The sequence below is a fragment of the Pseudomonas sp. NMS19W genome (assembly GCF_051554255.1).
Classification (GTDB): domain Bacteria; phylum Pseudomonadota; class Gammaproteobacteria; order Pseudomonadales; family Pseudomonadaceae; genus Aquipseudomonas; species Aquipseudomonas kribbensis.
The window spans coordinates 3,369,343-3,381,242 of sequence record NZ_CP136718.1 but is presented as its reverse complement, the minus strand read 5'-3'; the positions used below and the strand labels follow the sequence as shown (position 1 = coordinate 3,381,242).

Below are 11,900 nucleotides of genomic sequence, written 5' to 3'. Positions count from 1 at the left end.
AGTCGTAAACGGCTTGGACGTTCAGGCCTCTGATAATGGATGGATCATGCGTACTGCACACCTCGAATACGAAACGCCTGCTTATTCCACCTGCCATCAATGGCGCGCTGATCGTGCCAGATGCCCCATGGAGGACGTCGCGTTGCCCAGTGCAAAGGTACCCCGGTTGACGGGTTTGAAGAAGGTCGCGGGCAAACCTGTCGAATTGCTCGTACATGGCCGGAACATCGGTGATGACGCCATGTTGATCGTTCACCTTACGAATGAAGGCTTTGAGTTGAAAGACGTCGTCGACATGCTTTCAACCTCCGAGCTTTATCAGCAAGGCGACGTGGTCAAACTCATCACTGGCAAGTCGGTCAGAACGATCCGGCGACTGCTGAAGGAGGATGAACCGATACGGCTTGACCCACAGCAGAGCGTCATCGCCTACCAATTTGCTCTGGTGCTGGAGTTGGCTATTCGGGCCTTCGGGGGGCAACCACGGGCGGAGGACTGGATGCAGAAACCCTCTACCTATTTTCACGGCCATGTGCCGCTGGAATTGACCCTGCATCCATTGGGTTTTCAGATGGTGGAGCAGTATCTGATGCAGCTGATCTACGGGGTTTACCCATGAACCCCTTGCCGTGGGACAAGCATTGGTATGCCTGGCGGCTGGATCCCGAGGTTTACGGAGGTACGTGGGACAGCGGGATCGGATCGAAGCTGAAAGGCGGTCGATGGAATATACCCGGACGACGCGTCGTCTACGCGTCAGTCGATCCGTCGTCGGCCATTCTGGAGGTGGCAGCCAACCGCAGTTTCGATGCTCTGGACCGCGAGCCTTATGTTTTGACGTGTTTTGAAGTCGTCAACAATGCGAAGGTAAAAATCGTGCAGCCTGAAGAGGTACCGAACCCTTACTGGCTGAGCCCTGCACAGCCTTCACCCAATCAGCAATTGTTTGCCGACGCGTTGCTGGCCGAGCACCCGTTTGTACTGATTCCCTCGGCGGCAACCCGGCATTCGTGGAACCTGCTGGTGAGCTGCGATTTGGCGGAGGGGCAGTTCAGGATGGTCTCGCAGGAGCGGTTCGGGCTGGATACCCGTTTGCTCAAGGAGATGGTTTTGAGTTGATGAGTGGGCTTATCTATTTGCATAACCTCATCACCCAACGGTCTAAACCGCGCCCTATAAATCCCTGTTGGTCATCGCACATCCCTGCATAAACCAAAACGCAGGGATGGCTGTTCATGATTCGATTTTCACCCGTTAAATCTCCGTTGAGCCTGGCCTTGCTGCTGGCGATCAACACATTGCCGGCGATTGCCGCCGACAGCAGTGCCACAGAACCGACCACTCAACTGCAACGGGTCGAAGTGACCGGCACTGCGATCCGCCGGGTCGATGCCGAAACGGCGGTACCGGTCACCATCCTTCGGGTGGAAGAATTGCAGAAGCAGGGTGTGACGACGACTGAAGAGCTGGTCAACCGCATCTCTGCCAACCAGTCCTCCGTAGGTTCAGGCCGTTCGGTGGGTTCGAGCAGCGGCGGGGCTTCTTATGCCGACCTGCGTGGTATCGGGCCGAACAAGACGCTGGTGCTGCTCAACGGCCGTCGCTTGAGCAACAACGCGACCAACGCCATCAATGGCTCGGGTGTGGATCTCAACACCATTCCGTTCGCCGCCATCGATCGGGTTGAAGTGCTGCGCGATGGCGCTTCGGCGTTGTACGGCACCGATGCCATCGGCGGGGTGATCAACTTCATCACCAAGACCAGCCTCACCGAGGGTCAGATCAGTACGAGTTACGATACGCCGACGCACTCCGGTGGCGGTGAAAGCCGCAACTTCAGCGGCAGCTGGGGGTTCGGTGATTTGCAGGACGATCGCTTCAACGTCTTCGGCGTCGTGAGCTACGACAAGCAGCAACGGCTGGCCGCTGAAGATCGTGGTTACACCTACAACTATCAGCCGGGGCGCGGGCTCGATTACACCTCCGGTACGGCGTCGCCCGCCAACTGGAGCCAGGGCAGTAACGCTACCAATCCATTGGCGGGGGCAGGCTGCAACGCGCCGGGACTGTTGTCGCGCAACGGAATCTGCCGCCAGAGTCTGTGGAATTACCTGGACCTGGTGCCGGAAACCGAGAAGACCTCGGCTTTCGCCAAAGCCACCGGCAAGCTGTCGGACGATCACAACGTCAGCCTCGAATATTTCTGGGCGCGCAACGAAAACCGCACCCAGATCGGTCCCGGCACCCTGATGGGTAATCAGGTCAATCCCGGCACGGCGTTTTATCCGGGCAACGGCATCACCCCCGGGCCGAGCGGTTTTGCCCTTGATCCGACGCAACCGGTGGACGTGAACTGGCGTGAAACGGCGGTCGGCGCCCGCCGCCACGAAGACGACAACACCGGTCAGCGCCTGCTGCTGAGTTTCGACGGCACGCTGGTTGGGTGGGATTACAACCTTGGCGCTTCGTACAACCAGAACAAAGTGGTTAACACGATCCGCAGTGGCTACGTGAATGACCGCGCCGTCAGCCAGGGGATCGCCAATGGCGTGATCAACCCGTTCGGGCCGCAGACGGCTGCCGGTTCGGCATTGCTGGCGGCCAACGCGGTGGACGGTGATTACGCAACTGCCGTGGGGCGGGTGAAGGCGATTGACGGCCGTGTCAGCCGCGAGATCGGCGACTGGTTCGGCGCCGGTCCATCGGCATTGGCGCTGGGCGGCGAGTACCGCAAGGAAGACTTCCATCAGGATTTCGCTGCGTTTGCCGGTGATGTGCAGAGCCTCGGCGTGGACCCCAATGGCAGCGTGTCAGGGGATCGCAGCGTCTCGGCGCAATATGCCGAGGTCAATGTGCCGGTGCTCGACAGCCTGGAGTTGTCCGCTGCCGTGCGGCATGACAAGTACAGCGATTTCGGCAGCACGACCAACCCGAAATACTCGTTCCGTTTCCAGCCGTTCAAGGAACTGGTGGTGCGCGGCGCGTATAGCGAAGGTTTCCGCGCACCGTCGCTGTATGAACTCTATAACCCGAATTTCACCACTTTCACCAACGCCAACTACAACGACCCGCGCCTGTGTGCCGGTGGCAATCCGAGCAATGGCGGGATCGCCAACCGCGACTGCGCCCAGCAGTTCAACCGGACCACGGGCGGCAACATGGACCTGAGCCCGGAAACCGCGCGCAACGTCACTGTCGGTTTCGTTTATCAGCCGTTCGATCGCCTGACCACCGGGCTGGATTTCTGGTGGATCAGCATCGCCAACCAGATCGCCGAGTTCCCCGAGTCCGCAGTGTTCGAGAACCCGGAACTGTATCCGGAGCGCTTGATCCGTAAGCCTGACGGCTCCATCGATCACGTCGTTACCGGTCTGGCCAACCTGGGGAAGATCAAGACCAACGGCGTCGACGTGAGCTTCGACTATCGCCTGCCGAGCACGCCATACGGTGATTTCGGCATCGGCCTGCAAGGCACCTACGTCAGCCGTTACGAGTATCAGCAGCAGCTCAAGGGCGATTTCATCGACAAGCTCGGAGATTTTCGCGGGGGTGACTTCGCGTCGGCCGGCGCGGTGGCCCGCTGGCGTCACAGCCTGACCGGCAGCTGGAATTACGGCCCGTTCGGCGCGAGCCTGACCAACCGCTACACCAGCGGTTATCACGACTCGGACCGCGAGACCCACGACTACGTTGGCTCCTACAACGTCTGGGACGTGGCCGGCACCTACACCTGGCGCAAGACCCTGGCAGTGACGCTGGGGGTAAAAAACCTGTTCGATCGCGAGCCGCCATTCAGTAACCAGACCTACACCTTTCAGAGCGGCTACGACCCGAAATACGGCGACCCGTTCGGGCGAACGCTGTACACGCGGCTCAACTACAAGTTCTGAGAATGACCAGACATGGCCGGTTTTAGTAACCCATCGTTCTAAAACCGACCCTATAAAAAGTGCCCGCCTGTTGCACAACACAATCAGGCAGGCACGCGGTTAAAGGATCTGCCCATGTTTTCCAGACTCACTTTGCTGGGCGTGTGTCTTCTGCTGAGCCCGACGATATTTGCGCAGCCTCAGCATGCCCTCACGGTCTACGGCGAAGCCCCGAAGTACGCCCCGGACTTCCAGCACCTGGCCTACGCCAATCCGGATGCGCCCAAGGGCGGCAGCCTGCGGCGTTCTTCGCTGGAAAGCGGTCCGTTCGATCACCTGATTCCCTACATCGACAAAGGCACCGGCGTCGCCGAAATCGACGGCTGGCTTTATGCGCCGCTGGCTTATCGCAGCAAGGACGAGCCTTACAGCGTCTACGGTCTGGTGGCGCAGCGGATGGAGCTGGATGCGGATCGACGCTGGGTACGTTTCTATCTCAATCCGCAAGCGCGTTTTGAAGACGGTACGCCGATCACCGCCGAGGACGTGCGCTACACCTTCGAGCTGTTCACCACTCAGGGCAGCCTTAAGTACCGGCAGCAGTTTCGCGATGTCGCCGAGGTGCAGGTCGAGTCGCCAACTCAGGTGCGCTTCGTCTTCAAGAACAACGACAGCCGCACCTTGCCGCTGGATCTGGCAGTGCTGCCTGTTTTACCTGAGCACTGGTGGCGTACCCGGGACTTTGCCGAAGGCGCCGGTTTTGAGATTCCGCCCGGCAGCGGTCCTTATCGGGTGAGCGCAGTGGATGCCGGTCGCAGTGTGAAATTTCAACGGGTCAAGGACTGGTGGGGCAAGGATCTGCCGGTCACTCGTGGGCTCTACAACTTCGATCAGTTGAGTGTGGAGTTCTTCGCCGACACCGACGTGTCGCGACAAGTGCTCAAGGCCGGCGGCTTCGATTACAACCGCGAATTCTCCGCCACCAGTTACACCATCGGTTATGCCGGCGCAGCGCTGGAGCAGGGCAAGTTGTTGCGTGAACACCTCGCACCCGGCGCGGCTCAAGGTGCCCAGGGTTTCGTGTTCAACCTGCAGAAGCCGATGTTTCAGGATCGCCGGGTGCGGCAGGCGATTGCCATGCTCTGGGATTTCGAATGGAGCAACCGGCAGATGATGCGCAGCATGTACCTGCGCCAACGCAGTTACTTTTCCCATAGCGCGCTGTCGGCCACTGAGTTGCCGGACGCCGAAGAACTGAAAATCCTCGAGCCCTGGCGCGGCAAGATCCCCGATGAGGTGTTCAACCAAGTGTTCGAAGCGCCGCGCACCGACGGCAGCGGCAACATTCGCGCGCAACAGTTGCAGGCGTTGAAACTGCTGGCGGCCGCCGGCTGGAAACCCCGGGGCGATCAACTGGTCAACGCTGCCGGCGAGCCGCTGCAATTCACTTTTCTCAACGGCCAGAAAGGCTTCGAGCGCCTGCTGCTGCCGTTCAAACGCAATCTGGCGCAGATCGGCATCGGCTTCGATATCCGTCAGGTCGACACCGCGCAATACACCAACCGGGTGCGCAGTCGCGATTACGACATGATCGTCGTCGGTTATCCGGTGAGCCAGGCGCCGGGCCGTGAAATGTTCAATTACTTCGGCTCCGACGGCGCCGATGATCCGGGCTCCAACAATTACATGGTGCTGCGTGATCCGGCGGTGGATGCGTTGCTCGAAGGCGTGGTACAGGCCGACAGTCGTGAAAGCCTCTTGCGCCATGCTCGTGCCCTGGATCGGGTGCTGCAGTGGGGCTATTACTGGATTCCCAACTATTACCCGCCGGGCATTTCCACGGTGTGGTGGAACCGTTTTGGCCGGCCGGCGATTGCGCCGCTGTATGACGCCGGTCTCGACACCTGGTGGGAAATCAGCCCTACGGCATTGACCGCCACACAGGTACAAAAACAGCAAAAGGAGTTCGCCCATGTGGGGTTATAGCCTGCGGCGTCTGCTGCTGATCGTGCCGACCCTGTTGGCGATTCTGCTGGTGAATTTCGTGATCGTGCAGGCCGCGCCCGGTGGACCGGTGGAGCAGGCCATCGCCCGATTGCAGGGGATCGGCGTCGGCGGAGCGGTGGGTGCCAGCCATGTCGAAACCATTGGCGGCGAGTCCCGCGCGACCCGTGGTCTGGACCCGAAACTGGTGGCCGATATCGAGCGCCAGTACGGTTTCGACAAACCCGCCAGCGAGCGCCTGTGGCTGATGCTCAAGAGCTACGCGCAACTGGATTTCGGCAAGAGCTTCTTCCGTGGCGCGACGGTCACTGAACTGATCTGGCAGAAACTCCCGGTGACCTTGTCGTTGGGGCTGTGGGCGACGCTGATCACCTACCTGGTGTCGATCCCGCTGGGCATCCGCAAGGCCGTGCACAACGGATCGGCGTTCGATGTCTGGAGCAGCGCGGCGATCATCATCGGTTATGCGATGCCGGGGTTTCTGTTTGCGCTGCTGTTGATCGTGGTCTTTGCCGGTGGTACCGCGCTGGACTGGTTTCCGGTGCGGGGTCTGGTTTCGGATAACTTCGCCGAGCTGACGCCATGGGGCAAGGTGGCCGATTACTTCTGGCATCTGGTGTTGCCGATCAGCGCGCTGGTGATCGGTGGTTTCGCGACGCTGACGATCCTGACCAAGAACAGTTTTCTCAACGAAATCTCGCGACTGTATGTGGTCACGGCCCGGGCCAAGGGACTGAGCGAGCGGCAGGTGTTGTACGGGCATGTGTTTCGCAATGCGATGCTGCTGGTGGTCGCCGGGTTGCCCCAGGCTCTGGTGACGGTGTTCTTCGGCGGTTCGTTGCTGATCGAGGTGATCTTCTCCCTCGACGGCCTCGGACGCCTGAGCTACGAAGCGGCGGTGTCGCGGGATTACCCGGTGGTGTTCGGTTCGCTGTTCATCTTCACCCTGTTCGGGCTCTTGATAAAACTGCTGGGCGACCTGTGCTACACGCTGGTCGATCCGCGTATCGACTTTACGGCGAGGGCTGCCTGATGCTGACACTTTCTCCCATCGGGCAGCGCCGCTGGGCGCGGTTCAAGACTCATCGTCGCGGCTGGTGGTCATTGTGGCTGTTTCTCGCACTCTTCGGATTGAGCCTTGGAGGTGAACTGATCGCCAACGACAAACCTTTGCTGGTGACGTTTAAAGGTGAATGGTTCTTTCCGGCCTTCAAGCGTTACACCGAGCAGGACTTCGGCGGCGAGCTGCCGTTCCAGCCTGACTATCGCAGCGCCCAGGTGCGTGAACTGATCGAGGGGCAGGGCGGGCGAATGTGGTTTGCGCCGATCCCGTTCGGTTTCGACACGGTCAACTACGACCTCACGGAACCCGCACCGAGCCCGCCCTCCGGCGACAACTGGCTGGGTACCGATGATCAGGCGCGGGATGTACTGGCGCGGGTGATTTTCGGCACCCGGGTGTCGCTGCTGTTTGCCTTGGCACTGACCGCCACCAGTGCGCTTATCGGTATCGCCGCCGGCGCCTTACAGGGTTATTACGGCGGTTGGGTCGATCTGTTCGGGCAGCGTTTGCTGGAGGTCTGGTCGGGGCTGCCGGTGCTGTATCTGCTGATCATTCTGTCCGGGTTCGTCGAACCGAATTTCTGGTGGCTGTTGGGGATCATGGCGCTGTTTTCCTGGCTGAGCCTGGTTGACGTGGTGCGTGCCGAGTTCCTGCGCAGCCGTGGGCTTGAGTACGTGAAAGCCGCGCGGGCGCTGGGTGTCGGCGATGCGCAAGTGATTGTTCGGCACATCCTGCCCAATGCAATGAGTGCGACGCTGACGTACCTGCCGTTCATTCTTACCGGGGCGATTGCGACCTTGTCGGCACTGGATTTTCTCGGCTTCGGCATGCCGGCGGGCAGCGCTTCGCTGGGGGAGTTGATCGGTCAGGGCAAGACCAATCTGCAAGCGCCGTGGCTGGGCCTGACGGCATTTTTTGCACTGGCTCTGATTCTTTCATTGCTCGTCTTCATCGGCGAAGCCTGCCGTGATGCCTTCGACCCGAGGACTTGATATGCGTGAACATTTGATTGAAATACGCGACCTTCGGGTCGCCTTCAAAGGCCAGGAAGTGGTCCACGGCATCGACCTCGACATCCGCCCGGGCGAATGCCTGGCGCTGGTGGGCGAGTCCGGTTCCGGCAAGTCGGTGACGGCCCACAGCATCCTGCAACTGCTCGACCCGAACATCACGCGAATCGATGGCAGCATTCGCTATGAGGGCGAAGAGTTGCTCGGCGTGCATGAGCGTTATCTGCGGCAATTGCGCGGCAACCGTATCGCGATGATCTTTCAGGAGCCGATGAGTTCGCTGAACCCGTTGCATAGCATCGAGCGGCAACTGGGCGAAAGTCTGGCGCTGCACAAAGGCCTGGCCGGGGCTGCGGCGCGGGAACGGATTCTGGAGTTGCTGGAGCTGGTGGGCATTCAACACCCCCGCGAACGCTTGAAGGCTTACCCCCATCAGCTTTCCGGCGGGCAACGGCAACGGGTGATGATCGCCATGGCGCTGGCGTGTGAGCCTCAGTTATTGATCGCTGATGAACCGACCACCGCCTTCGACGTTACCGTGCAGCGCAAAATCCTGCTGTTACTCAAAGAGTTGCAACAACGTCTAGGGATGGCGTTGCTGATCATCAGCCATGACTTGAATCTGGTGCGCACCATCGCCCAGCGGGTGGCGGTGATGCGCGCCGGCAAGATCGTCGAACAAGCGACTTGCGAGCAGTTATTCCGGGCGCCGCAGCATCCCTACAGCATCGAACTGCTCAATGCCGAGCCTGGCGGCGTGGCGCTGCACAGGGTCGGTACGGAGGATCTGCTGCAAGTGCGCGATCTCAATGTGCGCTTTCGACTCAGCGGTGGCTGGCTGCGCCGCAAGTCCTGGCTGCACGCGGTCAACGGCATTGACCTGAGCCTGCAACGTGGCCGGACCCTGGGAATCGTCGGTGAATCCGGTTCGGGAAAATCCACCCTCGGGCAGGCGATCCTGCGTCTGATCGATGCCGAGGGCAGTATCCGCTTCGAGGGTGAAGCGCTGGAACAGTTGAGTGGCAAACAACTGAGGCCGCTGCGCAAGCGCCTGCAAGTGGTGTTTCAGGACCCGTTCGGCAGTCTCAGTCCGCGCTTGTGCGTGGAGCAGATCATCGCCGAGGGTTTGCAGGTTCACAGTGACTTGAACGCGCAGGAACGCGAGCAGGCCGTGATCGATGTTATGCGGGATGTGGGACTCGACCCGGCGACACGTCATCGCTATCCCCACGAGTTTTCCGGCGGGCAGCGGCAACGCATCGCCATCGCCCGGGCGCTGGTGCTCAAGCCGGATTTGATCCTGCTGGACGAACCCACTTCGGCACTGGATCGCACCGTACAGAAACAGATTGTCGCGCTGTTGCGCCGGTTACAGGAGGAACACGGTCTGACGTATCTGTTCATCAGCCATGATCTGGCGGTGGTGCGCGCGCTGGCACACGATCTGATCGTGATGAAGGACGGCGAAGTGGTAGAGCGAGGGGAAACAGACGCGCTGTTCGGCTCGGCGCGGCATCCGTATACACAGGAGTTGTTGGCAGCGTCGTTTGCCGGTTTAAGCGCCTGAAACGACAAATCCCGCCATAGGGGCGGGATTTGTTCGCAGTCTGGCTGCCGACTTACGCCGGGAAAAGCTCGGACAGTTTCATCGACAGCATCATGTCGCCTTCAACGCGCAGCTTGCCGCCCATGAAGGCCTGCATGCCGTCGGTTTCGCCGCTGACGATGCCTTTCAGGGTTTCGCTGTCCAGCACCAGTGTGCAGTTGGCGTCGGCGTTTTCGCCTTCCTGGATGTCGCAAGTGCCGTCTTTGACGATCAGAGCGTAGTGCTTGTCTTCGTCAGTGATGTTGAAACCGAAGACCAGATCCAGGCCGACAGCAGCGGCTGGGTTGAACTTGGCTTGCATTGCTTTTACGGCATCAGCTACGGAGGTCATGGTTCGATCCTTTTTGGTTGATTGCAGCAGGGTCACAGTAATCCGGACTCAGCGGAAAGTGATGAGTTCCGGGGCCTTCAGCAGTTGCAGGTGTGCATGGCTGTTGAAGGAAGCCAGAGCCACCTCGCGACCGCGGAACTTCAGCTGGTTGAGCGAGGTGTTGACGATTTGCCAGTTCAGTTCAAAGGCCTGTCGGGCAGGCATTTGCGTGATCAGGTGGAGCAGGGCGGTGATGGTGCCACCAGAGGTGAACACCGCGATTTTCTGGGTGTTGTCAGCCTGATCGAGAATGCGGTTCAACCCGGCCTGGACTCGTTCGACGAACCCCAGCCAGCTTTCCAGACCGGGCGTGTCGTAGGTGCCGGCCAGCCAGCGTTCGATGATCAGGGCAAAGATGCGCTGGAACTCGCCACGGTTCTGTGCGGCGTTGCGCAAGATGTCCAGTGCTTCGGGCTCTTCGGGCAGCATGGCCGGGAGCAGGGCGCGGATCACGGCGTCGGCGTCGAACTCGTTGAAGGCCGGGTCGATTTCCAGAGCAGGAACCGGCAGACCGGCAGCGGCGAACTGTTCCAGTGCGCTGTTGGCCGTGTGCTGCTGGCGGCGCAGATCGCCTGACAGGCAACGGTCGAAGCTGACGCCGAGTTCGGCGAGGTGGCGGCCGAGGATCTCTGCCTGGCGCACACCCGTCGGCGACAGGACGTCATAGTCGTCTGCACCGAAGGAGGCCTGGCCATGTCGAATCAAGTAGATACTGCCCACGTCCGCGTCATCCCGGTACGTTGAAGGTTATCGCGAGGTTATGGGGATGATGGAGAGCTGTCAATGAAAAAACATACGCTTGTTTGAAATGCCCGTTACAGGGCTGTTTCCAGAGGTTTCACGGCTGGCCGACGAGGCGGTGCATGGGTATGCTGGAGTCATCCCCGCGCGCGTTTTTCAACGGCGCATCGTTTGAAGGAGTCACTGTGGAGTTTTTGACTGAATACGCCAGCTTCCTGGCCAAAACCGTCACACTGGTCATCGCCATTCTGGTGGTGCTGGCCAGTTTCGCTGCGTTGCGCAGCAAGGGCCGGCGCAAAGCCGCGGGCCAGCTGCAGGTCAGCAAGCTCAACGATTTCTATAAAGGCTTGCGTGAACGCCTGGAGCAAAGCCTGCTCGACAAGGATCAGCTCAAGGCGTTGCGCAAGGGCGAGGCCAAATCCGAGAAAAAACAGAAGAAGCACCCCGAAAGCAAACCCCGGGTGTTCGTCCTGGATTTCGACGGCGACATCAAGGCCTCCGCTACCGAGAGCCTGCGCCACGAAATCACTGCCTTGCTGACCCTGGCCACACCGAAGGACGAAGTCGTCCTGCGTCTGGAAAGCGGTGGCGGCATGGTGCACAGCTACGGTCTGGCGTCGTCGCAACTGGCACGTATCCGTGAAGCCGGCGTGCCATTGACCGTGTGCATCGACAAGGTGGCGGCCAGCGGCGGCTACATGATGGCGTGCATCGGCGAGAAGATCATCAGCGCGCCGTTCGCGATTCTCGGCTCCATCGGCGTTGTCGCGCAGTTGCCCAACGTTAATCGTCTGCTGAAAAAGCATGATATCGACTTCGAAGTGCTGACCGCCGGCGAATACAAACGCACCCTGACCGTGTTCGGCGAAAACACCGAGAAGGGCCGGGAGAAATTCCAGGAAGACCTGGACATTACCCATCAGTTGTTCAAGAACTTCGTCGCCCGATATCGCCCGCAGCTGGCGATCGACGAAGTCGCCACCGGTGAAGTCTGGCTTGGCCTCGCGGCGCTGGAAAAACAGCTGGTGGACGAACTCAAGACCAGCGACGAATACCTGGCGGAGCGGGCGAAAAAATCCGAGGTCTATCACCTGCACTACGCCGAGCGCAAAAGCCTGCAGGAGCGCATCGGCATGGCGGCCAGCGGTTCGGTGGACCGTCTGTTGCTGAGCTGGTGGAGCCGTTTGACCCAGCAACGTTTCTGGTAACGGGTTTTACGCTCGTGCGGCTATGCCGT

Annotated in this window: 10 protein-coding genes; 8 read left to right on the top strand and 2 right to left on the bottom strand. The window is 60.1% G+C overall.

Annotated elements, in window-relative coordinates; translation table 11 throughout:
- The first annotated feature begins 127 nt into the window (after window positions 1-127).
- The 7 genes from R1A29_RS15280 (at window position 128) to R1A29_RS15250 (ending at window position 9,513) form a co-directional block, all read left to right on the top strand.
- Window positions 128-619: an antitoxin Xre/MbcA/ParS toxin-binding domain-containing protein gene (locus R1A29_RS15280; protein WP_438302050.1), complete on the top strand. Its 492-nt coding sequence runs from the start codon at window positions 128-130 to the stop codon at window positions 617-619.
- A complete protein-coding gene (locus tag R1A29_RS15275) occupies window positions 616-1,119 on the top strand; it encodes an RES family NAD+ phosphorylase (protein WP_438298786.1) in 504 nt (167 codons plus the stop codon). The genes R1A29_RS15280 and R1A29_RS15275 overlap by 4 nt, the downstream gene beginning before the upstream one ends.
- A 116-nt stretch (window positions 1,120-1,235) precedes the next feature.
- Complete coding sequence (locus R1A29_RS15270) at window positions 1,236-3,890, top strand: TonB-dependent receptor (protein WP_438298785.1); 2,655 nt, start codon at window positions 1,236-1,238, stop codon at window positions 3,888-3,890.
- A gap of 114 nt (window positions 3,891-4,004) precedes the next feature.
- Window positions 4,005-5,855: an extracellular solute-binding protein gene (locus R1A29_RS15265; protein ID WP_438298784.1), complete on the top strand. Its 1,851-nt coding sequence runs from the start codon at window positions 4,005-4,007 to the stop codon at window positions 5,853-5,855.
- A complete protein-coding gene (locus R1A29_RS15260) occupies window positions 5,842-6,906 on the top strand; it encodes a microcin C ABC transporter permease YejB (protein WP_438298783.1) in 1,065 nt (354 codons plus the stop codon). The genes R1A29_RS15265 and R1A29_RS15260 overlap by 14 nt, the downstream gene beginning before the upstream one ends.
- Window positions 6,906-7,928, top strand: coding sequence for an ABC transporter permease (locus R1A29_RS15255; protein WP_438298782.1), 1,023 nt, complete (start codon window positions 6,906-6,908; stop codon window positions 7,926-7,928). Before R1A29_RS15260 ends, R1A29_RS15255 begins: the two co-directional genes overlap by 1 nt.
- Window position 7,929: 1 nt before the next feature.
- Complete coding sequence (locus R1A29_RS15250; RefSeq protein ID WP_438298781.1) at window positions 7,930-9,513, top strand: ABC transporter ATP-binding protein; 1,584 nt, start codon at window positions 7,930-7,932, stop codon at window positions 9,511-9,513.
- A gap of 52 nt (window positions 9,514-9,565) precedes the next feature.
- Here the strand turns inward: R1A29_RS15250 and R1A29_RS15245 are convergent, their stop codons facing one another.
- Both R1A29_RS15245 and R1A29_RS15240 read right to left on the bottom strand, forming a co-directional pair.
- Window positions 9,566-9,883, bottom strand: a complete 318-nt coding sequence (locus R1A29_RS15245) for an SCP2 sterol-binding domain-containing protein (RefSeq protein WP_438298780.1) — start codon at window positions 9,881-9,883, stop codon at window positions 9,566-9,568.
- 48 nt (window positions 9,884-9,931) lie between these two features.
- Window positions 9,932-10,642, bottom strand: a complete 711-nt coding sequence (locus R1A29_RS15240) for a histidine phosphatase family protein (RefSeq protein WP_438298779.1) — start codon at window positions 10,640-10,642, stop codon at window positions 9,932-9,934.
- A gap of 206 nt (window positions 10,643-10,848) precedes the next feature.
- Here R1A29_RS15240 and sohB point away from each other — a divergent pair, with 206 nt between their 5' ends.
- Entirely contained in the window at window positions 10,849-11,871 is a 1,023-nt protein-coding gene (gene sohB, locus R1A29_RS15235) for a protease SohB (RefSeq protein WP_438298778.1), read from the top strand.
- Window positions 11,872-11,900 lie beyond the last annotated feature (29 nt).

Bases quoted from the DNA above. Each gene is read 5' to 3' on its own strand.
- R1A29_RS15245 (WP_438298780.1), bottom strand. From the start codon at position 9,883: ATGACCTCCGTAGCTGATGCCGTAAAAGCAATGCAAGCCAAGTTCAAC.
- R1A29_RS15260 (WP_438298783.1), top strand. From the start codon at position 5,842: ATGTGGGGTTATAGCCTGCGGCGTCTGCTGCTGATCGTGCCGACCCTG.
- R1A29_RS15280 (WP_438302050.1), top strand. From the start codon at position 128: ATGGAGGACGTCGCGTTGCCCAGTGCAAAGGTACCCCGGTTGACGGGT.
- R1A29_RS15270 (WP_438298785.1), top strand. From the start codon at position 1,236: ATGATTCGATTTTCACCCGTTAAATCTCCGTTGAGCCTGGCCTTGCTG.
- R1A29_RS15275 (WP_438298786.1), top strand. From the start codon at position 616: ATGAACCCCTTGCCGTGGGACAAGCATTGGTATGCCTGGCGGCTGGAT.
- R1A29_RS15255 (WP_438298782.1), top strand. From the start codon at position 6,906: ATGCTGACACTTTCTCCCATCGGGCAGCGCCGCTGGGCGCGGTTCAAG.
- R1A29_RS15250 (WP_438298781.1), top strand. From the start codon at position 7,930: ATGCGTGAACATTTGATTGAAATACGCGACCTTCGGGTCGCCTTCAAA.
- R1A29_RS15265 (WP_438298784.1), top strand. From the start codon at position 4,005: ATGTTTTCCAGACTCACTTTGCTGGGCGTGTGTCTTCTGCTGAGCCCG.